The 22,368-nt window shown below is 66.6% G+C and carries 23 protein-coding genes and 1 pseudogene; 9 read left to right on the forward strand and 15 right to left on the reverse strand.

Annotation, left to right across the window (positions count from 1 at the left end):
* Positions 1-375, reverse strand: coding sequence for a response regulator (locus ACSFBL_RS06530; protein ID WP_435514927.1), 375 nt, complete (start codon positions 373-375; stop codon positions 1-3).
* The gene (locus ACSFBL_RS06535) at positions 372-1,904 is read right to left on the reverse strand and encodes a sensor histidine kinase (protein ID WP_435514928.1); all 1,533 of its coding nucleotides are present in this window, start codon (positions 1,902-1,904) and stop codon (positions 372-374) included. Before ACSFBL_RS06535 ends, ACSFBL_RS06530 begins: the two co-directional genes overlap by 4 nt.
* A gap of 177 nt (positions 1,905-2,081) precedes the next feature.
* Between ACSFBL_RS06535 and ACSFBL_RS06540 the strand changes: the two genes are divergently transcribed.
* A complete protein-coding gene (locus ACSFBL_RS06540; RefSeq protein WP_435514929.1) occupies positions 2,082-3,233 on the forward strand; it encodes an adenylate/guanylate cyclase domain-containing protein in 1,152 nt (383 codons plus the stop codon).
* 157 nt (positions 3,234-3,390) lie between these two features.
* Here the strand turns inward: ACSFBL_RS06540 and ACSFBL_RS06545 are convergent, their stop codons facing one another.
* The 6 genes from ACSFBL_RS06545 to ACSFBL_RS06570 form a co-directional block, all read right to left on the reverse strand.
* Positions 3,391-3,804, reverse strand: coding sequence for a GNAT family N-acetyltransferase (locus ACSFBL_RS06545; RefSeq protein ID WP_435514930.1), 414 nt, complete (start codon positions 3,802-3,804; stop codon positions 3,391-3,393).
* Between the two features lie 180 nt (positions 3,805-3,984).
* Positions 3,985-5,142 carry an alpha/beta fold hydrolase gene (locus tag ACSFBL_RS06550; protein ID WP_435514931.1) on the reverse strand — a complete coding sequence of 386 codons (1,158 nt, stop codon included), beginning with the start codon at positions 5,140-5,142 and terminating at the stop codon, positions 3,985-3,987.
* Positions 5,143-5,181: 39 nt separating this feature from the next.
* Complete coding sequence (locus ACSFBL_RS06555; protein ID WP_435514932.1) at positions 5,182-6,099, reverse strand: SDR family oxidoreductase; 918 nt, start codon at positions 6,097-6,099, stop codon at positions 5,182-5,184.
* Between the two features lie 190 nt (positions 6,100-6,289).
* Positions 6,290-6,667 carry a response regulator gene (locus ACSFBL_RS06560; protein ID WP_435514933.1) on the reverse strand — a complete coding sequence of 126 codons (378 nt, stop codon included), beginning with the start codon at positions 6,665-6,667 and terminating at the stop codon, positions 6,290-6,292.
* A 133-nt stretch (positions 6,668-6,800) separates the two neighbouring features.
* Positions 6,801-8,378, reverse strand: coding sequence for a glutamate--cysteine ligase (gene gshA / locus ACSFBL_RS06565; RefSeq protein WP_435514934.1), 1,578 nt, complete (start codon positions 8,376-8,378; stop codon positions 6,801-6,803).
* A 281-nt stretch (positions 8,379-8,659) separates the two neighbouring features.
* Positions 8,660-9,322: an alpha/beta hydrolase gene (locus tag ACSFBL_RS06570; RefSeq protein WP_435514935.1), complete on the reverse strand. Its 663-nt coding sequence runs from the start codon at positions 9,320-9,322 to the stop codon at positions 8,660-8,662.
* A gap of 111 nt (positions 9,323-9,433) precedes the next feature.
* Here ACSFBL_RS06570 and ACSFBL_RS06575 point away from each other — a divergent pair, with 111 nt between their 5' ends.
* Complete coding sequence (locus ACSFBL_RS06575) at positions 9,434-9,766, forward strand: hypothetical protein (RefSeq protein WP_435514936.1); 333 nt, start codon at positions 9,434-9,436, stop codon at positions 9,764-9,766.
* Positions 9,767-9,776: 10 nt separating this feature from the next.
* On the opposite strand, the gene ACSFBL_RS06580 is transcribed toward ACSFBL_RS06575, so the two are convergent.
* A complete protein-coding gene (locus ACSFBL_RS06580; RefSeq protein ID WP_435514937.1) occupies positions 9,777-10,667 on the reverse strand; it encodes a LysR substrate-binding domain-containing protein in 891 nt (296 codons plus the stop codon).
* 106 nt (positions 10,668-10,773) lie between these two features.
* Here ACSFBL_RS06580 and ACSFBL_RS06585 point away from each other — a divergent pair, with 106 nt between their 5' ends.
* Positions 10,774-12,087 (forward strand): MFS transporter, encoded by a 1,314-nt coding sequence (locus tag ACSFBL_RS06585; protein WP_435514938.1) that lies wholly within the window; start codon positions 10,774-10,776, stop codon positions 12,085-12,087.
* 27 nt (positions 12,088-12,114) lie between these two features.
* Entirely contained in the window at positions 12,115-13,212 is a 1,098-nt protein-coding gene (locus tag ACSFBL_RS06590) for a M14 family metallopeptidase (protein WP_435514939.1), read from the forward strand.
* Positions 13,213-13,221: 9 nt separating this feature from the next.
* Here the strand turns inward: ACSFBL_RS06590 and ACSFBL_RS06595 are convergent, their stop codons facing one another.
* Together ACSFBL_RS06595 and ACSFBL_RS06600 are read right to left on the reverse strand one after the other, a co-directional pair.
* Positions 13,222-13,638 (reverse strand): hypothetical protein, encoded by a 417-nt coding sequence (locus ACSFBL_RS06595; protein WP_435514940.1) that lies wholly within the window; start codon positions 13,636-13,638, stop codon positions 13,222-13,224.
* A gap of 94 nt (positions 13,639-13,732) precedes the next feature.
* Complete coding sequence (locus ACSFBL_RS06600; protein ID WP_435514941.1) at positions 13,733-16,951, reverse strand: autotransporter outer membrane beta-barrel domain-containing protein; 3,219 nt, start codon at positions 16,949-16,951, stop codon at positions 13,733-13,735.
* 296 nt (positions 16,952-17,247) lie between these two features.
* Between ACSFBL_RS06600 and ACSFBL_RS06605 the strand changes: the two genes are divergently transcribed.
* Positions 17,248-17,436, forward strand: a complete 189-nt coding sequence (locus tag ACSFBL_RS06605) for a hypothetical protein (protein ID WP_435514942.1) — start codon at positions 17,248-17,250, stop codon at positions 17,434-17,436.
* Positions 17,437-17,470: 34 nt separating this feature from the next.
* On the opposite strand, the gene ACSFBL_RS06610 is transcribed toward ACSFBL_RS06605, so the two are convergent.
* Positions 17,471-18,376, reverse strand: coding sequence for a DUF808 domain-containing protein (locus ACSFBL_RS06610; protein ID WP_435514943.1), 906 nt, complete (start codon positions 18,374-18,376; stop codon positions 17,471-17,473).
* Positions 18,377-18,503: 127 nt separating this feature from the next.
* Positions 18,504-19,019, reverse strand: a complete 516-nt coding sequence (locus ACSFBL_RS06615) for a GNAT family N-acetyltransferase (RefSeq protein ID WP_435514944.1) — start codon at positions 19,017-19,019, stop codon at positions 18,504-18,506.
* 107 nt (positions 19,020-19,126) lie between these two features.
* Between ACSFBL_RS06615 and ACSFBL_RS06620 the strand changes: the two genes are divergently transcribed.
* From ACSFBL_RS06620 to ACSFBL_RS06630, 3 genes are read left to right on the forward strand one after another with little or no spacing between them, the layout of a single operon-like run.
* A complete protein-coding gene (locus ACSFBL_RS06620; protein WP_435514945.1) occupies positions 19,127-19,276 on the forward strand; it encodes a hypothetical protein in 150 nt (49 codons plus the stop codon).
* Positions 19,273-19,551 (forward strand): VF530 family protein, encoded by a 279-nt coding sequence (locus ACSFBL_RS06625; protein ID WP_435514946.1) that lies wholly within the window; start codon positions 19,273-19,275, stop codon positions 19,549-19,551. The genes ACSFBL_RS06620 and ACSFBL_RS06625 overlap by 4 nt, the downstream gene beginning before the upstream one ends.
* The gene (locus ACSFBL_RS06630; protein ID WP_435514947.1) at positions 19,548-19,832 is read left to right on the forward strand and encodes a 2Fe-2S iron-sulfur cluster-binding protein; all 285 of its coding nucleotides are present in this window, start codon (positions 19,548-19,550) and stop codon (positions 19,830-19,832) included. The genes ACSFBL_RS06625 and ACSFBL_RS06630 overlap by 4 nt, the downstream gene beginning before the upstream one ends.
* On the opposite strand, the gene ACSFBL_RS06635 is transcribed toward ACSFBL_RS06630, so the two are convergent.
* Positions 19,821-21,002 (reverse strand): MFS transporter, encoded by a 1,182-nt coding sequence (locus tag ACSFBL_RS06635; RefSeq protein WP_435514948.1) that lies wholly within the window; start codon positions 21,000-21,002, stop codon positions 19,821-19,823. The genes ACSFBL_RS06630 and ACSFBL_RS06635 overlap by 12 nt on opposite strands.
* 202 nt (positions 21,003-21,204) lie before the next feature.
* Here ACSFBL_RS06635 and ACSFBL_RS06640 point away from each other — a divergent pair.
* Positions 21,205-21,850 (forward strand): annotated as a pseudogene (locus ACSFBL_RS06640) (RluA family pseudouridine synthase).
* Between the two features lie 13 nt (positions 21,851-21,863).
* Here the strand turns inward: ACSFBL_RS06640 and ACSFBL_RS06645 are convergent.
* Complete coding sequence (locus tag ACSFBL_RS06645) at positions 21,864-22,310, reverse strand: universal stress protein (protein ID WP_286566834.1); 447 nt, start codon at positions 22,308-22,310, stop codon at positions 21,864-21,866.
* Positions 22,311-22,368: the final 58 nt, after the last annotated feature.

Genomic DNA, 22,368 nt, shown 5'->3' on the forward strand with positions numbered 1-22,368 from the left:
TCAGAGACCGGGAAGGAACTGCTTGACCATCGCCAGCAACTCGCTGGGGCTGTAGGGCTTGGCCAGATAGCTGGAGGCGCCCGCCTGCATCGCCTTCTCGCGGTCGCCGCTCAGCGCATAGGAGGTGATGACGATGATCGGAATGTGCCGCGTGGCCTCCTCCGTCGTCAGCAGCTTCGTGGCGTCGAGGCCGGACATCTTCGGCAACTGCACGTCCATCAGGATGAGATTCGGGAGGTGCTCCCTCGCCAGCGCGACGCCGGTCTCGCCATCCGCCGCCTCGAGCAGCTTGCAGGCCGAACGGCTGAGCAGCTGCCGCACGATCTTGCGGTTGTACTCGTTGTCCTCGACATAAAGAATCGTGTGCTCGCTCATTCGCCCGCCTCACCCGCGCGCAACGGCACGGAAAACTTGAAAGTGGAACCCTTGCCCAGTTCGCTCTCGACCCAGATGCGGCCGCCGAGCCTTTCCACGAACTTCTTCGAGATGCTGAGCCCGAGTCCGGTTCCGCCGAACTCGCGCGTGATGGTGGTGTCGACCTGGCGGAACTCGGTGAAGATGTTGTCGAGTTCCTGCTGCGCGATGCCGATGCCGGTATCGGACACGCTGTAGACGAGCTCATCGCCACGCAGTTCGACCGCGATGTCGACCCGTCCCTGCCGCGTGAACTTCAAGGCATTGCCCGCGAGATTGGTCAGGCACTGCGTGAGCCGGCCGCTGTCGCCGTAGGCTACCGGCAGGTCGTCGGGCACATGCGCGGTGAATTCGAGCCCCTTCTCGGCGGCGATGGAGCGCAGCGAAGTCCGGACCGTATGCACCACGTCGCCGACGGAATACTCGCCGAGCGCAAGCTCCATCCGGCCGGCTTCGATCTTGGAGAGGTCGAGCACATCGTTGATCAACCGCAGCAGGTTGCGGCCGTTGACCTGGATGTCCGTGAGCGGCTCCTTCAGCTCTTCGGGCACCGTGCCGTAGATCCCGTCGATCATCATCTCGCTGAAGCCGAGGATCGCGTTCATCGGCGTGCGCAGTTCGTGGCTCATGTTGGCCAGGAACTCGGACTTGGCCTTGCTCGCGCGCGAGAGCTGCTCATTGAGGTCCACGAGCGTCGCGGCCGCTTGGCGCTGTGAATCGTCGAGGCGATGCAGTTGCAGGCTCATGTGGTTCATCCGGTCGGCGAGCGCTCCGAATTCGTCACGGTTGGGAACCGAGATTTTGCGCCCGAAGTTTCCCGCTGCGACATCGCCGAGGAAAAGATGCGCCTGCCGCACAGGCAGGATGAAGGACCACGAGATCACGAAGCCGCACAGCCATGCCAGCAGCACGGCGCTCACCGCGAAGATGGCGGTCAGGATCAGCGACCGCCGGTTGGCGGCGCCCACGCTGTCGCGCAGCCGGCCCATGCGGTCCTGCTCGACGCCGACGAGCTGGCCCATGCGCTGGGCAATCTGCTCGTCGAGGCTTTCCTCGCGCTTGAGCAGATCGGAGGTGATGTTCTCGAGCTTGCCGTCGCGGATGGCGTTCGCGATGTCGGCGACCACGCCCATCGCGTCGTCCTGCGACTCGCGGATCTGCCCGATCAGCCCTTTCTGCCCGGCCGCGGCGGACGTGTCCAGCTTGGCCAGCGTTTCGTTGAAGCGGTTGTTCTCGCGCAGGATGCGCTCGATGGCAGCCTCGTCCTTCGACAGCAGTGCGAGTGCGGTGAAGTGCATCTGCCGGTCCAGCGCATGCTGGCTCTGCTGGGCCCAGCTCACCCGCTCGTGGGCTTCGTCGAGCAGACGGCTCTGCGCCGTGGTGTTCACGAGGATCAGCAGGCTGGCGACCGCCATCGCGATGAACAGCAACGTGATGATGAGAAAGGCGAATAGCAGCTTGGTGTGGACCGAAGCGCGAACGCGGGCCACCCCGTGCACGAGTCCGGCGAAAGGCGACCGCTTCAACACCCGCGTTACAAGCTGTTCGAGTTTGATGGCCAGGCTCCCGTCAGGCCAGGAAGAGGGCTCCCGCACCGCTCGCCACTGGCGTCGCAGCTTGTGGAACACCCGCGAAGCCGCTACATTTTTTGTCCCGGCAGTACGACGATGAGAACCCCACCACGCATCCTCATCGTCGACGACAACGCGACCAACGTCAAGATTCTCCAGGCCCGGCTGGCGAGCGAGGGCTACGAGGTGGTGTCCGCAGCCGATGGCGAGGAAGGCCTGGCCGCCGCGCGGCAACTCGATCCGGACCTGATCCTGCTCGACGTCATGATGCCGAAGCTCGGTGGCATCGAAGTGTGCCGGCGCCTGCGCGCCGATCCCGGTTTCCCGTTCACGCCGATCATCATGGTCACTGCGATGGCCGACCTGAAGGACATCGTCGCGGGCCTCGAGGCGGGCGCCGACGAGTACCTGACGAAGCCCGTCGACCATGCCGCGCTCGCCGCGCGCGTGCGTTCGATGCTGCGCATCAAGGACCTGCACGACCGGGTCGAGACCCTGGTCGGCGAGATGAAAGAGTGGAACGCATCGCTGGAGCGCCGCGTCGCCACGCAGGTTTCCGAACTCGAACGCGTCGGGCGGTTGCGGCGCTTCTTCTCTCCGCAACTGGCGGAGCTGATCGTGAGCGGCGGCGCGGAAGACCCGCTACAGAGCCATCGGCGCGAGATCACCGTGGTCTTCCTCGACCTGCGCGGCTTCACCGCCTTCGCCGAGCGCTCCGAACCCGAGGAAGTGATGGGCGTGCTGCGCCAGTACCACGCGGCGACCGGCGAACTGATCATGGCGCACGAGGGAACGCTGGAGCACTTCAGCGGGGACGGGATGATGATCTTCTTCAACGATCCCATTCCGATTCCCGACGCCGCCGAACGCGCCGTGCGGATGTCGCTGGCAATCCGCGAGCGCATCGGGTCGATCGCCGAGGCCTGGCTGCGCCGGGGCTATTCGCTGGGCCTGGGCATCGGCATCGCGCAGGGTTTCGCGACCATCGGCGCCATCGGGTTCGACGGACGCTGGGACTACGGCGCGATCGGCACCGTCACCAACCTCGCGGCCCGGCTGTGCGGCGAGGCGGCGGGCAACCAGATCCTGATCTCACGGCCGGTGTATGCGCAACTCGAAGCGCTGCTGGATGTGGAGCCGCCACAGGCGCTCAGCCTGAAGGGGTTTCAGCGTCCAGTCGATTGCTTCAGCGTTCGGGCCTTGAGGACGGATGGCGCACTGAGCACGCCGCTTCCGCTATCTCGCTAAATTTAGCGACTTGAAGGTCTTTCAGAGAGGCTGGAAGCCTCCGTTTTCAGCCGAAGTCGGATGCCTGGCCAACATTCAAGTCGAGCGAACACGCTCGAATTTCTGAAAATTTGGAATTGCGCAGTTCGACCAGCCTCACCCGATCGCTCCACCAAGGTCAAGCGGAAGCATCCGGCTTGTAGGCACAAACCGCAAGTTTTGGCCTTATAACCATGCCGTTCTTTTCGAAGAATGGAATACCTTCGAGAAGCTCTTTGGCATAAATAACCGTATGTCCATATCTTGACGTGAATTCTTGCAGCAGTCGCGCGCCAACCCCCTTGCGTTGACATTGTGGATCGACAAGTATTTCCGTCACCCATGAGACGTAAACTTCATCGCTGAATCCTCGAATAGCGCCAACAATCAATCCGTCGTTCACGGCGACGGCGCGGAAAGCGGATTGATTCCACGCTCGAGCGGTGAGCTCGCATTGATAGTCGTGTCCCCAACCATTTTGTTCGTACAGAAAATTGGTTTTTGCAGCCAGGTCCGTTGTGATTACGGGGAGGACTTCAATGTCGTATTTCATTGTATTACTCGGTGTTTGAAGTCTCATCTTAATGCGAACAATCACGACTTCTCATCGTGAAGTCACGGCCCTATCAATAGATACTTCCCTAAAAAAATAGGATTATTCTCGACGACTGGAACACACGCTCCGCTGCGTGTTCGCTGGGTTAAGCGGCGGGACGCGGAGGTCGGCAATCCGTCAGCGCTGCACGAACTGAAGCAGGAGCCGACCCACTTCCTCCGGCTGCTCCTGCTGCACCCAATGCCCCGCGCCGCCCACGATGTGCACGCCCGTCATGTGCGTGCAGGCCCTGCCCTGCATGGCCTCGAAGTCGCCTGGCTTCTGGTAGATGCCCCAGTCGCTCCGGCCGGCGATGAAGCAGGAGGGCACGTCGATCGTGCGGCCCGACCACGTCTGCAGTTCCGCCGTGTACTGCCCGCCCGTCGCGCAGCGGTACCACTGCAGGCCGCCCTGGAAGCCGGTGCGGGCGTATTCGGCGGCATACACCGCAAGTTCGTCTTCCGGCAGCCAGCGGCAGGCAGCGATCTGTTCGGGCGTCGGCATTTCCGGGGCGACCGTCTCGGCCATCGTCTTGCCGGCCTCCATCACGTAATACGCGGGCAGCTTCCCCAGTTCGTCGGCCGTGAGCGCTTCCAGGCGATAGGGCTTGTTGGCCGGCCAGTCCGCGCTCTTGCAGTGGTAGTAGGCGCGCAGGAAGGCGTGCAGGCCCTGCGGCGCGTGGCGCATGTGGTCGTCGGCCTCCCGGGTGGAGTAGTACCACTGGTAGTGCTTGCGCGGCGGCGACAGCGTGGCCAGTCCCTCCAGAAGCGTAGCGATGGCTGCAAGGCCGGATGGCGCGGGCGTCGCTGCAGCCGTGTCGAAGGGTATGGCGGGGACACCGCCGAATGGCGCGCTCATCAGCGCGACCGAGCGGAATACGTCGGGCCGCACCAGCGCGCACCACGCAGCCACCGGCGAGCCGAAGTCGTGGCCGACGACCGCCGTCACGGTGCGATGGCCGAGTGCAGCGACGAGCCCGAGCGCATCGCGCACGAGGTTCAGCATCCGGAACTGGTCGAGATCCGCGTCGAAGCCCTGCCGCCAGCCGGTCGTGCGGCCGTAGCCGCGCTGGTCGGGCGCCACCACGTGAAAGCCGGCCGCCGCGAGCGGCAGCATCACCTTGCGCCAGCTGTAGGCCAGCTCCGGAAAACCGTGCAGCAGCAGGACGCAAGGCCGGTCCGGCGACTCGAAGCCGGCTTCCAGCACGTGCATCGACAGGCCGTTGCTGTTGTCGACGAAGCGCGAGCGGATGCCCGCGGGCAGAGGCAAGGGATCGAGCGCTGGACCACTGTGCATGGCGTTTCCTCCTGGCAAGCCGGCCAGAGACGCAGTGTGTCAGTGCTTGCGCGTGTTGGCCATGGCCTTGCCGACTTCGTTCGACCCCTGCGCGGCCCCGCTCTGGGGAACGATCTCGCCCTGGCGATCGGTCACCTCGACCAGCCGCGCGGCGAGTTGCTCAGGCGCGTCGGCGTCGAGACCGATCCACGCACCTTGCGTGAGCGTGATGTGCGCCGCCTCGAAGGTGCCGGCGCCTGCGCAGAGGATGGCACGGGTCGGTGCATCCTGGCCGGCCAGTACCAGCATCGCCGGCACCACCGCCTCGGGCTTGAGGGCGTTGAGCACTTCCTCCGGCATCAGGTCCTCGGTCATGCGGGTGGCCGCGGTCGGTGCGAGGCAGTTGACGCGGATGTCGTTCTTCGCGCCTTCGATGCTCAGCGTCTGCATGAGGCCCACCAGCGCGAGCTTGGCAGCGCCGTAGTTGCTCTGGCCGAAATTGCCGTAGAGGCCGGACGACGAGGTCGTCATCACGATGCGCCCGTACTTCTGCTCGTTCATGATCGGCCAGACGGCCTTGGTGCAATGCACGGCGCCCATCAGGTGCACGTCCATCACGAGGCGGAAATCGGCGATGTCCATCTTGGCGAAGCTCTTGTCGCGGAGGATGCCGGCGTTGTTGACCAGGATGTCGACGCGGCCCCAGGCGTCCACCGCCTGCAGCACCATGGCCTGCACGGCCTCGAAGTCGGTGACGGATGCGCCGTTGGCGATCGCCTCCCCGCCCGCCGCCTTGATCTCGTCGACCACCGCCTGCGCCGCGCTCACCGAACCGCCAGAGCCATCCCGGGCCCCACCCAGATCGTTGACCAGTACCTTGGCGCCGCGCGCCGCCAGGGCCAGCGCATGTTGACGGCCGAGGCCGTTGCCCGCGCCAGTGACGATGGCCACGCGGCCCTTGAAATCGAGAGTGCTCATGCCGGAAATGCTTTCTTGGGAGTCTTTGACGCGACGCGTTTTACCCCAAACCCGCTCCAGCCATCGTCGCAGCCGCGACCCCGCAAAGAGCCCATCCCAGAAGCGCCGCGGAGCCGGCTCCGCCGGTCCGTCGGCGCTGCCCCCTGCAAGGGGGTAGGCGAAGCGACACGAAGTGCGCGAAGCCTGGGGGTTAGTTTTTCCGGCTCAAGCGCTCGCAATAGTCCAGCAGCTGATCAATCTCTGCGGACTTGTCGAAGAACGCATCCGCGCCCATGGCCTTGGACCGCGCACGCATGTCCGGCGTCGCATAGTTGCTCAGCACGACGACCTTCTGGTGCGCCGCCCTCTTCCGGCATGCATCGACCACCCCGAGCCCGTTGCCCTGGTCGAGGAACAGGTCGACGATGGCCATATCCCAACTGTCACGATGTTTCCGCAGCCAGGACACGGCTTCGGCCTCTCCGCTCGCATGGGCCACCACGGTGGCGTCGGCGATGTCCTCGAGGAAGCCGACGAGGTTGTCCCGGATCACGGGGTTGTCTTCAACCAGGTAGGTTTTGAAAGTCATTTTGGGGGACGGGCAAATCAGAGTTGACACACACTTTTCGTCTCTGATCCCATCATCCCCATCGAACATGACACCGCGGTGAGCGATAGCGGGCAATGCGGGTAGGCATGCACCTACCGGGTGCGCGCGTGCTTCAAAGTGCGGCGCGCTGGCTCACGGGTGATTCCGGCGTTTCGGTCCAGTGATTCTTGAAGCCGAGCCGGCTCGGCGACACGTACTGCTCGCGGTAGATCTCGAAGGGCATGGTGTCGCTGGCCTCGATGCGCTCCTGCGCCTCGATCGAGGTGTGCGTCATGCGCTCGAATTCCGCCTGCTGCGCGGCCGGGAACGGCAGCGCCAGCAGCGTCTCCCGGGTCTGCTCGGACTGGGCGCGCAGGAACCCGACGAAGGAGTTGTTGTGCACCTTCATCGCCTCCAGCGCGCGAGCCGACGGCAGGATGGCCGGGTCGCCGAGGGCCACGCTGGCGGCCCGCACGGCTTCCGCGTGCTTCGATCCGCCATGGGCCGCGTCGAGCGCTTCGGCGATGGGGGCGAATTCCGCCAGCAGCTCGGCGCCCCAGTCTGCGAGCGAAACCTGCCGGTCGCCGCGCTGCAATTGCAGCCCGGGCTCGCGTCCGCGCGCGGCGGTGAGGTGCTGGTTGTGCGCCAGGCTGGCGATCTCATCGCGCGTGTCGGGGGGGCTGTCTGTCAGCAGGCAGTGCAACAGGAAGACGTCGAGAAAGCGCATGGTCTGCGCGCTGATGCCGACGGGCTCGAAGGGGTCGAGGTCCATCAGCCGCACCTCGACGTACTCGACGCCGCGCTCCCGCAGCGCATGCAGCGGGCGCTCGCCCGGGTAGATCACGCGCTTGGGGCGAATCGTGCCGTAGAACTCATTCTCGATCTGCAGCAGGCTGGTGGCGAGTTGGTTGTAGTCGCCGCCGAGACTGCGGATGCCGATGGCCTCGTAGGCCGGCCAGGGCCGCGTGAGGGCGTCCTGCAGCGATGCGCCGTAGCCGTCGAGGCTGTTGTAGCTCACCGCGAGCGAAGCCTGCGCCTCGCTCTGGTAGCCGAGCCGGCCCATGCGCAGCGAGGTCCCGTGGGGCATGTGCATGCTGCCCTCGCCCAGCGGCTGCAACTCGTGCGGACGGCCGTCGACGAAGGTCGAGCACAAGGCCGGCGAGGCGCCGAAGAGATAGAGCAGGAGGAAGGCGTGGCGGCGGAAGTTGCGGATCAGCGCGAAGTATTGTTCGCTCGACACTTCGGGCAGCGACCAGTTGTAGTGGATGCCCGAGATGGTCTGCATGCGCCGGCCGTAGCGGTGGCTCAGGCCCATGCGGTAGACGCTCTTGGCCCGCCCGACGTTGGACGAGCCGTAGCGGCCGATGGGGATGGTTTCGTCGGTCGGCAGGCCGCAGGGCATGCTGGACACCCAGAGGCGCTCGTCGCCCGCTTCGTGCAGCACGCGGTAGGTGAACTGGTGCACCCGCACCAGTTCTTCCAGCGCTGCTTCCACGCTGGGGTGGGCGCCGGTGATGAGTTCGAGTTGCGATTCGCTGAAATCGGTCGTGATGTGCGGATGCGTGAGCGCAGAGCCCAGGGCCACGGGATGCGGCGTCAGCGCCAGCTTTCCATCGGGCTGTGCCCGCAGGCTCTCTTTCTCGATCCCGCGCCGGACTCCCCTCAGCCGCGCAGGCGAGAGCGCGTCGAGGCGCTCCTTCAATTGGGTCATGTTGATATGGCCTGTCGTTCTTCGTGGGGCTGGAAGGTAGCACGACCTAAATAATGTTGCTCGCCCCCAGGCTTGCTCACTTCGTGTAGCCGCCACCCCCCTGCCGGGGGCAACACCGGCGGCCCGGCGGAGCCGGTTCCGCGGTGTTTCTGAGCTCGCCCCCAGGCTTGCCCACTTCGTGTGGCCGCCCACCCCCTACCGGGGGCAACACCGGCGGCCCGGCGGAGCCGGTTCCGCGGTGTTTCACCACGGGGGCGGGCTTCGCCGGCCCTCGGGTGAACTTACGCGAGGACGCGGAGGAGGAAGCGGTTGAGGTCGGCGATTTCTTCCATGCTGACGGAGTGTTCCATGGGGTATTCGTGCCATTCGACGTCGTAGCCGAGGGCCTTGAGGGCATCGCGGCTGGCGGCGGCGCGGGCGATGGGGATGACGCCGTCGCGGAGGCCGTGGGCCTGGAAGATGGGGGTGGACTGGTTGGCGAGGCTGCGCTCGGCGGCGGTGGTGTCGGCCAGAGGAAGGTAGCCGGAGAGGCCGACGATGCCGGCGAGGCGCTCGGCGTGGCGCAGGCCGGTCATAAAGGCCATGGCGCAGCCCTGGGAGAAGCCGGCGATGACGATCCTCTTAGCGGGGATGCCGCGGGCCTTTTCGTGGGCGATCAGCGCTTCGATGGTGGTCCGGGATTGGCGGAGGCCGGCTTCGTCTTCGCGCTTGGCGAGATCGGTGCCGAGGATGTCGTACCAGGCCGGCATTTGATAGCCGCCGTTGATGGTGACGGGCATCACCGGCGCATTGGGGAACACGAAGCGGACCGGGCCGACGGCCGAGAGGTCGAGCTCGTTGGCGATGGGAACGAAGTCGTTGCCATCGGCGCCCAAGCCGTGCATGACGAGGACGGTCGCCGTGGGGTTCGGGGCGGTTTCGATTTCGATGGGAGGAAGTGACATGGCTCCGAAGTTACCCCAGAACGGCCCGGATTCGCGCCAGGACGGCAGGTTGGCTGACTTGGACAGGGCCTTGACGGCGCCTACGATGGCCGTTCAACCGAAGGAAATCCATTGATCTCGTCCCATGATGCCGACAGCGGCCCCGCCGGCGAACTGCTCGTCAAGCCCAAATTCGGCGGTGTCGCCATGGTGTGCGGCGAATGCCAGAAACGCAGCAACGGGCCGACGAAGCTGAAATCCAAGGATGTCCGCAAGCTGCTGAAGAAGGAGTTGCACAACCTGCCAGTGCGCCTTCGCATCGTCCAGTGCAGCTGCCTCGGGCTCTGTCCCAAGAAGGCGCTTGCCGTGTCGGCTGTCGCCGGGGGCCGGGTGCTGGCGGCCGAACTCCGTACCGAGGACGACGCGCGAGCGGCCGCGGCGGCATTCGCGCGCGCGCTTCGCTGAGCGGCCCCCTTCACGCCAGGGCGGCGCTCTGGACGCATTCGACCAGGTGGCGCGCGGCGGGCGTGAGCTGGTGGCCCTTGCGCCGGAGCACGCACACCTGCAAGGCCGGAAGTGTTTCCTTCACGTCGACGCGCACGATGCCGTGGTGCCTGAAGGCGAGTCCGACCAGCGGCTCGACGAAGAGGCCGACGAGGTCCATGTGGCCGACCAGGCCCAGCGCCACCGTGACGGACTCGCCCAGGATCATCCGCGCCGGTGGCGTCAGTCCCATCGGCGAAAAGAGCGGCGTCACGGATTCGCGGCCCAGCTCGCCAGCGCCGGGAAGCACCCATTCGGCCGCGTGCAGTTCGCGCAGGGAGCGGCTGTGCCGCAGCGGATGATCCCGGCGCACGCCCACTGCAAGATGCACGGGGAACAGGTCGATGCTCTCGAACTCCGCGGGCAGCGTGTCCGGCACGACGTGCGCGACGGCGAAGTCGAGATGGCCGTCGCGCAAGCGCGCGAGCATCCACGGCAGCACGGCTTCGCTGAACTGCACGTCGACCGCAGGCAGGCGCGCGTGGAACGCCCGGAAGGCCGGCGGCAGGAAGGTCAGCGCCACCGACGTGCTGACCGCCACCGCCACCTTGCCGGTCGCGCCATCCCGGATCTGCGCGATTTCGTCGCGTGCGCGGCGCATGTCGGACAGCAGCAGGCGCGCACGCGGCGCGAAGGCCTCGCCATAGGGCGTGAGCCGAACGCCCTTCACGCTGCGTTCGACCAGAGGGGCACCCACTTCGCGCTCCAGTTCGCGCACGATCTTCGTCACCGCGGGCTGCGAGATGCCCAGTGCGCGCGACGCGCCGCGGATGCTCATCTGCTCGACGACGGCAACGAAGGCAAGGAGCTGATTCGGCTTCATGAAAACCAAAAGTTATCGTGAGAGCTTAATTATTGTCTTTTCACAATCAAGACCTTTCCCTAGCATCCCTGCGCGACAACCAAACGACATCACCCCGACCCTTCCGATGAACAACCCCACCAGCCGCACGCCCATCAGCAGGCGCCAGACGATCGTTGCGACCACCATCGGCAACGCACTCGAATTCTTCGACTTCACCGTGTACGGATTCCTCGCGCTGGTGATCGGGAAGCTCTTCTTCCCGACCTTCAATTCCTACGGCCAGTTGCTGCTGACGGTGGCGAGCTTCGGCGTCGGATTCGTCATGCGTCCGCTCGGCGGGATCGTGATCGGCGCCTATGCCGACCGCGCCGGCCGCAAAAAGGCGATGACGCTCACGATCTTCCTGATGGCCCTGGGCTGCGCCATGATCGCGCTGGCCCCCACCTACGCGCAGATCGGCGTCGCGGCGCCCCTGCTGATCGTGCTGGCGCGGCTCATCCAGGGTTTTTCGGCCGGTGGCGAGGTGGGTGCATCCACCACGCTGCTAGTCGAACATGCGACGCCGGCCAATCGCGGCTACATGGCGAGCTGGCAATTCGCGAGCCAGGGGCTGGGCATCCTGCTCGGCGCCGTCGTCGTGGGGGTGCTGTCGACGGTGCTCACGCCGCAATCCATGGAAAGCTGGGGTTGGCGCGTGCCCTTCTTCCTCGGCATGCTGATCGCGCCGGTGGGCATGTACATCCGCCGCCACCTCGAGGAATCGCTGGAGATCAAGCCTGAACCGGCCAATGCGGCACCGCGCCGCAGCAGCCTGTCGGAGGTCTGCGGCGAACACGGCAAGACGGTGCTTGCCGCCATCCTGAGCGTCGTCGGCGGCACCGCAGCCGCCTACGTGGTCACCTTCTACATGCCGACCTACGCGATCCGCGAGCTGGGCATGCCGCCGCCGGTGGCGCTCTTCGGCGCCGCGCTCACGGGGCTGCTGTCCTTCGGGCTCGCACCCTTCGTGGGCCGCTGGTCCGACCGCATCGGCCGCAAGCCGCTGATCCTCTGGAGCCGCATCGCGCTGGTGCTGCTGATCTATCCGGGATTTCTCTGGCTCAACGTCTCGCCGACGCCTGCCGTGCTGTTCCTCGTGGTGGGCGTGCTGAGCATCACGCTGGTGGTGCAGACGGTGCCCGGCATCACGATGCTGCCCGAGATGTTCCCGAAGCATGTGCGCGCGAGCGGCATGTCGCTGGTCTACAGCGTCGGCGTGGCGCTGTTCGGCGGCTTCTCGCCCTTCATCAGCACCTGGCTGCTGAACGCGACCGGCAACAAGCTGGCGCCCGCGTGGTACCTGCTCGTGATGACGACAATCTCGCTGCTGGGCCTGCTCTGGCTCAAGGACTTCACGGGCAAGGACATCGACGCCGCCGGCGCGCACCAGCCGGCCTGAGCGCCAACCTCTTTTCAAGGACAGGACATGTACAGCACTGCAGCCACCCGCTACTTCTCGGGCACCTATGCCGAGGCCCGCCGCAAGTTTCTCGAGGCCGCCGCACAGCGCGGCGCGGCGATCGAATCGTTCGTGCTCGAAGCGCACCGGGGCGCATCGGGCGAAACGCTGGCCACCGACGTGGCACTGATCGGCAAGGCCGATGCCGCCAGGCTGATGATCGTGAGTTCCGGCACGCACGGCCCCGAGGGCTTCTGCGGCTCGGGTTGCCAGGTCGCGACGCTGAACGACGCCGACCTGATGTCGCGTCTCGACAAGGCGGGTGTCGCGATGCTGCTGGTGCATGCCATCAACCCGCACGGGTTTTCGCACCTGCACCGCACGAACGAAGACAACATCGACCTGAACCGCAACCACATCGACTTCGATGCGCCGCTGCCGGTCAACGCCGCCTACGCGGACGTCGAGCCTTTCGTGCTGCCGACCAACTGGCCGCCCACCGCTGCCGACGAGGCGGCGATGGCGGCGTACATCCAGAAGAACGGGATGCTGGCCTTCCGCACCGCCGTCACTTCAGGGCAGTACACATCGCCCGACGGCGTGTTCTATGGCGGCACGGCGCCGTCGTGGAGCAACCGGACCCTACGCGGCATCCTGCGCAAGTACGGCGCGGCGGCCACGCACATCGGGTGGATCGACATCCACACGGGCCTCGGCCCCTACGGCCATGGCGAGAAGATCTACCCGGGCCGCAACGCGCCGGCCGATCTCGCGCAGGCGCGCGCCTGGTGGGGTGCGGACGTGTTCGCGCCCTTCGACGGCCAGTCGGCTTCGGCGGACGTGTCGGGCCCGGCGGTCTCGGCCATCTACGACGAATGCCCGCAAGCCAGCGCGGCGCTCATGGGCCTGGAGTTCGGCACCCTGCCCGACCAGGAAGTCATGACACGCCTGCGCGCGGACACCTGGCTGCGGCGGCATCCCGAAGCGCCGGCGGAACTGCAGCGCTCGATCCGCCAGGGCCTGCGCGACGCGTTCTACTGCGACAACGACGAGTGGAAGGGCATGGTCCTGGGGCAGACTCGCGTGGTCCTGCTGCAGACCCTGCAAGGACTCAAGGCGGCCTGAGCCCGGTCGTCAGAGACGCGCCGCCAGCTCGCGGCACTTCTGCAGGTTGGCGTCGAAGCGCGACGCCATGCCGGGTTCGCAGGTGGGGCTGGTGGTCATGATGCGGCACATGCCCACCACGAGGAAGTCCGACACGGCCTCGGTGCACATCGGGAAACGCGCCAAAGCCGGGTTGTCCTGCGTCTTGAAGCCCCAGCTTTCGGAGAAGCCGAGCATGCGGCCCATGGCGTCCTCGAAATAGTCCCTGTCGCGCGCGGCGATCGCCGCCTCCATCGCGGGCAATTCGCCGCCGAGAAAGCTCATCGCCGCAGCGGGAAAGCGGTTCGCGTCCTGCTGGGCAGTCACGCCGGAAACAGTGACCGCGAGCAGCAGCGGGACGACGACGCGCGCGGAAAGCGCGAGGACTCGGGAGCGAATGAATTCCATGGTTTCGGTAGGGCGGTGGCTTCGAAGGCCGCCCCCTTTGGGAGGCGACCGCTGAAGACCGTATTTGAACCGAAAGCCGGGGCCCGTCGGCCGACTACCAGCTCACGCGCAGGCCGAGCGACCCTTGGACCGACGACTTCACTTTCACGTCGCCACCGGCACTGAAGAGATGCCCGACTTCGCCGTAGAGCGTGGTCGTCGTCGACAGCGCCAGCGTCATGCCGGCGGCCAGTTCGGTCGAGGTGTAGCCCGTCGGGCTGGCGATGCGGGTGCTGGCCGCCGGGCTGACGAATGTCGCGACGTCGGTACCCGAACCGGCGTGATAGACGTTGAACCGGCCGTAGGGCTGCAGGCGCCCCGCGCGGGTGGCGATGTCGCCCTTGACACGCACGCCGAGGCGGCCGATCCAGCCGCCGTCTGCATCCTGCTGCACGCGCGCGCCGCTGATGAGCACGTCGTCAAAGCTGCCGTGCTGGTAGGCGAGCTGCGCCTGCGGCTCGATGGTCCAGCCCTCGGCCAGCGCGAAAGGCTTGCCGGTTTCGATCGAGGCGGTTGCGCTGCTCGCCTTGCCCGAGGCGCTGGGGTTGCCGTCGGGGCGCACGCTGTAGCGATGGCTGCCGCCCTGGAGCACCGCGTCGGCGTACAGGCCGCTCGCATCCATCCAGGTCGCGTAGCCGCCGAGGTAGCGCGACTGCAGGTCGTTGTAGCCGACCCGGCCGAGCACGCCGCGCGCATTGCCGCTGACGTCGGCGCTGCCGTCGAGATAGCCGACGTAGAGGCCGGCACGCCAGTTGCCGCTGGCCAGCAGGTCGGTGCCGGCCTGAAGCCCGCTCACGTGGCCGGTGCTCTGTGCAGCGGCGATGCCGTTCTGCTGGATGTCGAGATCGCTGTAGACGGCGCGGGCCCATGCCTGGCGGCCGCCGTTGGCACTGCCGGCCTCCCCTGCGGCGGCGGCGGGCGAGCTTTCGTCGCCGACGCGCCGATGCAGGTTTCCGAGCATCGCAAGGTCGGCCTGCCGCTGTTGCGCGGGCAGCGCGGCAAAGAGCGGCACCTCGGCGCGGTAGGTCGGCACGGTCACCGTCGGCACCGTCGCCGCGGCCACGGGTGCGTTGCTACCGGCCTGGGTCGTTGTGGTCGAAGCGGTGGTGTCCGTTCCTGCCTTGACGGACAGATCAGGCGTCGGCGCCGGGAGGGTGGTTTCGGAGCGCAGGTACCAGTTCTCGCCGGCACCCTGGGCATCGGCCGCGTACAGGCGGTATTCGAAGGCGCCCGCGTCGACATGCCCGTTGGCCAGCGCGAAGGCCGTGCGCGTGGTCTGGGCCGTCGTGGTGGCGCCGTTGCGTGCGCTCACCACTTCGATGCCGTTGCCGGTCGTCTGCGCGCCGAGGCCGCCCAGGTTGGTGATGCGCACGGTGGTGTTGCCGCTTGCGCTAGCGCCGGGGCCGTTGAGCACCAGGCGGTCGCTGAGGCTGGCGCTGCCGCCGAGCACCGTGCCCAGGTTCAGCACGCCGTTGTTGCCGATGTAGGCGCCATTCACGGTCAGCGTGCTGCCTGCCGCCGTGCTCAGCAGATTGACGGTGCCCGCATTGCGGAGCGAGGCCACGGTCTGATTGAAGCCCGCGGTGTCCAGCGTGGCGCCTGCGGCGACGGTGTGCGCCGACGAGGCGCTGAAGCTGTTGGCCGCGCCCGCCCTCAGCATGCCTGCCGCAATGGTGGTCGCGCCGCTGTAGTTGTTGGCGCCCGAGAGCACGGTGGTCCCGCTGCCGACCTGCTGCAGTTCGCCGCTGCCGCTGATGACGCCGGCAAGGTTCAGCGTGTTCGAGCGATTCACCACCAGCGTCGTGTTGTTCAGGATGTTGCCCACCACGCCGCCCGTGGTGCCGCCATTGCCGAGTTGCAGCGTGCCCGCGGCAATCGTCGTTCCGCCAGCGTACGTGTTGTCGGCGGTGAACACGGTCTTGCCGGTGCCGAGCTGCGTCACGCTGCCGGTACCGCTGATGGGCTTGTCGAAGGTGACGTCGTCCTGACGGTGAATGACGAGCGCAGCGTTGTCGACGATGGGGCCGTTCACCTTGCCGGCGGTCCCGCCGTTGCCGAGTTCCAGGATGCCGGCCGCGATCGTTGTGGTGCCGGTGATCGCCTGGTCGGTCGTGAGGGTCAGCTTGCCGGCGCCGGTCTTCTCGATGCCGCCCGTTCCGGTGAGCATCCCCGCATAGGTGGCGTCGACCGGCTGCGCGAATCGAACCAGGCCGTTGTCCGTGATCGTCTGCGGCATGAAGCCTGCAGTTGCCTGCAAGGTACCCGGCGCGTCGACCGTCATCGTGCCGGTGTAGGCGCTCGTGTCCGTGCCCAGGATCAGCGTACCGCCCGCCACTTGCGTGCTCGTGATGCCCACGCCCGCCAGGGAATTGCCGAAAGTCCAGGTGCCGGTGTCGTTCTTCACCAGCGTCTGGAAGTTCGAGATGGTCTGGTTGAAGGTCCCTGTGCCGGTGCCGTTCAGCGTCAGCAGGTTGCTGCCGCCGCCGCCGTTGATCGTGCCGGAGATCGACGAGCCGTCGTAGACCCTCAGCACATCGTCGCCGTTGGCGAAGTTCAGCGATCCGAGCAACTGGCCCTTGTTGGTGAAATTGAGCGCCATGGTGCCGGAGACGCCCATGATGTTGCCCGCACCGCCCTTGTATTCGATGATGCCCGTCGCACCGTTCACGATGGTGTTCGAGCCGGTCGACGACTCGAACCAGAAGGCCGCGCCGCCGGCCTGCGAGCGGATCTCGCCATTGTTGATGACCATGTTCCCGGTGCCGATCGGGTTGATGGCCTCCGCGTTGCCCGCGACGCCGTTGGAGAGCACCTTGGCACCCTGCTCGATCGTCAGCGTGTTGCCGGTGCGAAATTCGATCGTGTTGGCGCCCGTGCCGTAATAGCCGTTCGTGTTGCCGGGCGCGTTGTTTTCCGCCCTGGCGTTGGCCTGGATCAGGATGTTCGAGTTGTCGCCCATGCTGATGGCGGGGAGACCGCCCGCACTGATGACCGCCCCCGGCTGCACGATCACCGACGTGTGGTCCGGCGTGCCCGTGCCGGTGCCGACCGGTGCCGTCGCCGTGCCATTCGTGTCGCAGGTGAAGACGTTGCCGCTGCTCGAACAGGCGGCGGAGGCGCCCCCGGCAAGACCGAGGAGCGCAATGGCGACGGCGGCCTGCACCGCAGTCGAGCGGACCCGCGTGCTTGATTTGCCTGCGCTCGCGGCGAGTTCGGACGCGACGGTCCAAGTATGTTGGGAGGAGTTCCAGACGATGCTGAAAACGCGATTCATGAGGCTGCTTCCGTTTTTTGATCCACGCCATGCGTGAAATGAATACTTACGAATGTAATTCTTCGGTACTCGTATTCGATGGAAGAAGTTCACAAATGTGGTGCAAACCCCTAAAACCGTGCGAATTTGCGACGTTTTGCATAGCACCAGAAGCCCCGCCGCGCGGCAATTGCCCATCTATGTCACAGGAAATTGACAATCGCGCGCACAGGAATGGGGCCGTTTCAGCGACCCGGGTGCCGCCAGCCGCCCCGTAAACTCGTCGGATGCCCTCCAGACCCTCCAGAACGCCGCGCATGCTCGAACGCGGCGTCATGTGCATCCTCATCGGCGCCGCGGTGCTGATCGCGCCGAACTTCCTCCAGTCGCCCACATGGCGCGACATGGTCGGAGGGGCCTACATCGTCGGTTGGTTCGCGCTGGTGCTCGGCATCGCGCTGGTCGTGGTCGACCTGGTCCAGCGAGTCAAGGCCAAGGGGCGCTGAGGCAGGCTGCCGCGCGTCGCTATGGACGACGCGATCAGCGCCTGGCGCGCATCTTCTTCACGGTCTCGACAACGGCCAGCACGACGGCCCCGGCGATGATCCCGACGACGGCATTCGCTCCCATCGATGCCAATCCGCCCAACAGCCCGCCCACGTCCGGGGCCCAGGCCTCGATCGCATGGCCGAAGGCCGGCAGGCCGTGCACCAGGATGCCCCCGCCCACGAGGAACATGGCCGCCGTGCCGGCGACGGAAAGCCCCTTCATGAGCCACGGCGCCGCCGCGAGGATGCCGCGACCCAGGGCGCGTGCGCCTGCGCTTTCGCGCTCGACCAGGTAGAGCCCGGCGTCGTCGAGCCGCACGATGCCCGCCACGAGTCCGTAGACGCCGACCGTCATCACCACCGCGATGCCGACCAGCACGGACAACTGCGTCAGGAAGGGCTGGCCCTGCACCGTCCCCAGCGTGATCGCGATGATTTCGGCCGACAGGATGAAGTCGGTGCGCACGGCGCCCTTGATCTTCGCCTTCTCGGACGCGACCACGTCGACGGCCTCGCTCGCCACCGCCTGCTCGTGCGCCGTGGTGCTGGCCGCGTGCTCCTCCTTGTGGAGAAACCTGTGCGCCAGCTTCTCGAAGCCTTCGAAGCACAGGAACGCGCCGCCGATCATCAGCAGCGGCGTCACCAGCCAGGGCAGCCAGGTGCCGACGGCCAGCGCAGCGGGCACCAGGATCGCTTTGTTGACGAACGAGCCCTTGCACACAGCCCAGACGACCGGCAGTTCGCGGTTGGCCTTGACGCCCGACACCTGCTGCGCGTTCAGCGCCAGGTCGTCGCCAAGAACCCCGGCGGTCTTCTTCGCCGCGACCTTGGTGAGAACCGAGACATCGTCGAGCACCGCGGCGATGTCATCGAGCAGCAGCAGGAGACTGGTAGCCAAGTCGAAGCACCTTCAGGTTGAGCGGACAGACGTGAGACATCGCGGAACCGGCTTCGCCGGTCCGCCGGTGTTGCCCCCGGCCGGGAGTTGGCGAAGCGACACGAAGTGCGCGAAGCCTGGGGGCGAGCTACACAGCCCTCTTCAGGCGGATTTCTTCGATCTTTACCTCTCCGATCGCTGTGGTCTTGGCGGTCTTCATCTCGCGCTTGAAGCCGGCGAGTTCATGGAATCGCATCGCGCGGTCGTTGCGCAAGGGCACCCAGATGGTGACGACCGTGCAGCCCTCTTCCTCGAGGCCATCGCGCGCAGCGTCCCACAGGGCGACGCCGATGCCCTTGCCCCAATGCTCGGGCTTGACGTAGATGGCCCAGATCTCCCCGGTGGTCGAGGGCGTCTTGGGATCGCGCGAACGGTCGAAGCCGACGAAACCGACCACTTCGCCGTCGATTTCCGCCACATGCACCTGCGGCTCGCTGAATTCGATGGCTTCGCGCCACTTGGCTTCGCGCGTGGTGGGCGCCAGGGCGCGCAACTGGTCTTCGGGCAGGATGCCTTCATAGGCGGCGCGGGCGGCGGCGGCGTGGACTTCGGCGATGGCTTTGGCATCGCCCTGGATGGCGGGGCGGACTTCGTAATCGGACATGAAAGCGGGAGCGAACGGTAAAGGGCCGTATTGTCGCCGCGCCGCCGGCAAGCGGGACACCGAGGCTAAACTGATCATTGCATTCGCATACACATCCGGAGATTTCCATGGCCAAGGGTCAACAGCGCAGCAACAAGGAAACCAAGAAACCGAAGAAGGACACGTCGCCGCCCAAGCCGCCAGGCGCAGGCATCGAGCCGGTCCGCACGGTGACGACGGCAGTCATCCCGCGCGGCAAGCTCAAGAACAAGCAGTGAACACGCCCGCACAGCCCGCACCAGCACAGAAGCAGCCGCGCAATCCCCTGCACGGCCTCACGCTGGAAGCCATCGTGACCGCCCTCGAGGCGCATTACGGCTGGCCAGGGCTGGGCGAGCGGATTCCGCTGCGTTGCTTCACCAGCGACCCGAGCGTCGCATCGAGCCTAAAGTTCCTTCGCAAGACGCCGTGGGCGCGCGAGAAGGTCGAGAGCCTCTACCTCTTCATGCTGCGGGACCAGCGCCGACAGCAATCCGATTCGCAGCGCCCGTGACCAGGGCGCTCGTCGAACCGGGCGGATTCACCTTCGACACCGAAGCCGACCGCACCCTCCTTCAGGCTGCCGACGATGCAGGCATCGAGCTGCCGAGCTCGTGCCGCAACGGCACCTGCCGCACCTGTCTCTGCAAGCTGGTCGCCGGCGAAATCCGCTATCGCATCGAGTGGCCCGGCGTGAGCGCCGACGAGAAGGCGGAGGGCTGGATCCTGCCCTGCGTCGCCGAGCCGGTCGGCGACGTGACGCTCGACGTGCCCTACGCCTTCTCAGTTTTCTAGCTTGACGAGCCGGTCCCGCTGCGCGAGCGACGGGAACAGCCGGAACCAGGCCGCCGCCACCAGGATCGTGCCCAGGCCACCGGCAATCACCGAACCCACCGGCCCGAGCAGCGCCGCCGTGGCGCCCGATTCGAACTCGCCAAGCTGGTTGCTGGCGCCGATGAAGATCGAATTGACCGCGCTCACGCGGCCGCGCATGGCGTCGGGCGTCTCGAGCTGCACCAGCGTCTGCCGGATCACCACGTTGACCATGTCCGCGCCGCCCGAGACCGCGAGCGCGATCAGCGACACGATGAAGCTGCGCGAGATGCCGAAGACGATCATGCACACACCGAACATCGCGACCGCGACGAGCAGCGCGCGCCCCACGTGGCGCTCGATCGGCCGTCGCGTGAGCATGACCGACATGAAGAGCGCCCCGATCGCCGGCGCACCGCGCAGCAGCCCCAGGCCCCACGGCCCGGTATGCAGGATGTCCTTGGCGTAGATCGGCAGCAACGCGACCGCGCCACCCAGCAGCACGGCGAAAAGGTCGAGCGATACGGCACCGAGCACGGGCTTCCGCTTCCAGATGAAGTCGACGCCGGCCAGCACCGTCCTGAGCGTTACCGGCTCACGCGGCGACGGCGTGAAGACGTACTGCAGGCGCATCACCAGCGCGGCAGCCGCCACGAAGAAGGCCAGCGCAGCGCCATAGACCACCCCCATGCCCGCCACGAATAGCAAGCCGCCCAGCGCCGGGCCGCCGATGATCGCGCCCTGCATGCCGGCCGAACTGAAAGCCATCGCGCGCGGCAGCAGCATCGGCGGCACCAGCAAGGGCGTGAGCGCCTGCTGCGCCGGCATCTGGAAGGCGCGGACGGCGCCGAGCACGAGCGAGAGGCCGAGCAGCAACCCGCGCGAATCGTGCGCGACGTGCACCGCGAGCAGCAGAACGAGCGCCACCGCGCCCTGCACGGCGAAGCAGGCTGCCACGATGCGTCCGCGGTGATGCCGGTCGACGACATGGCCGGCGAGCAGCGCCAGCAACAAGGCCGGCACGAATTGGTAGAGGCCGACCAGCCCCAGGTCCCAGGCGCTGTGGGTCAGGTCGTACATGTGCCAGCCGATGGCGACCAGCAGCATCTGGCTCGCGGCAGTGCCGAACAGCCGCGCCACCCACAACTGCATGAAGGGCCGCTCGCGCGTGAGATCGGAAAACCTGGAAGAACTTGGGGGAGCGGCAGCAGCAGACATTGCCAACGAGGATAGCCGAGCAAGCTGACTACACTCGCCCCCAGGCTTCGCCTTCCCCCGGCCGGGGGCAATGCCTGCGGCCCGGCGAAGCCGGTTCCACGGCATTTCTGGTATTGGTATTGAGCATGGCGAACGGATGAGCGAACTGGTCCTGATCCACGAAGACTCGCACCTGCTGGTGCTCGACAAGCCCGCCGGGCTGCTGTGCGTGCCGGGCCGCGGGGAGGACAAGCAGGACTGCCTCAGCGCGCGTGCCGCGCGGCGGTGGCCGGATGCGCTGGTGGTGCATCGGCTCGACATGGCGACCAGCGGACTGGTGCTGATGGCGCGCAATCCGGCGATGCAGCGCGCGCTGGGCGATGCCTTCGCCGGCCGTCTGGTGAGCAAGCGCTACGAAGCCATCGTCGATGGAGTGCTGCCGGTGACCGATCACTGGTCATTGATCGACGCACCGCTCATCGCGGATTGGCCTCGCAGGCCCTTGCAGAAGATCGACCCCGCCGGCAAGCCCAGCCAGACACGTTGGCGCGTGAAGCGTCAGTTGCCCGAGCGTCTGGCCAGCCACCTGTGGCTGGAGCCGCTGACGGGCCGCAGCCATCAGTTGCGCGTGCACCTGCTGTCGATCGGCCACCCGATCCTCGGCGACACGCTCTACGGCAGCGAGAGCGTCCAGCGCCGCGCGCCGCGCGCCGCGATTGCTGCTGCACGCGACCGTGCTCGAGATCGAGCACCCTGCCGATGGGAAGCTTCGACGCTTCGAGAGTCCGCCGCCTTTCGCCTGAATTTTGTCCCGGCTCAGCTGAGGTCGCCCTTGACCACGAGCACCGGCACTTTCGCGTCCTGCAGCACGCGCTGCGTCACGCTGCCAAGCAGGAGCTTCTCGATGCCCGTGCGTCCGTGCGAACCCATCACGATCAGGTCGGCGCCGATGGCGATGGCCGTGTCGACGATGCCTTCGTGCACCACGTGACCGTCGATCACGCGCTGATCACTGTGCAGGCCTTCCGCCGCCAGCGCCGCGACGCCCCGCGCCAGTGCGGCATTGGCGCTGCTCGTGGCAGCCGCCAGGTATTCGTTCTGGCCAAGCGCATAGTCGGCGCCCACGCCGATGAAGGGATAGTTGTCCACCACGTGAATGAGCGTGATGCGACTGCCGAAAGCCAGGGCCAACCCGCTGGCCTTGCTGACCGCCAGCATCGACGTTTCGGACCCGTCGATCGGGACCAGGATGTGATTGAACATGGGCAGACCTCTTTCATGCACAGGATTCGCGGGCGAATCGGGCCTCGAATTTACATCC

The organism is Variovorax glacialis, from assembly GCF_051216375.1.
Taxonomy (GTDB): Bacteria; Pseudomonadota; Gammaproteobacteria; order Burkholderiales; family Burkholderiaceae_C; genus Variovorax.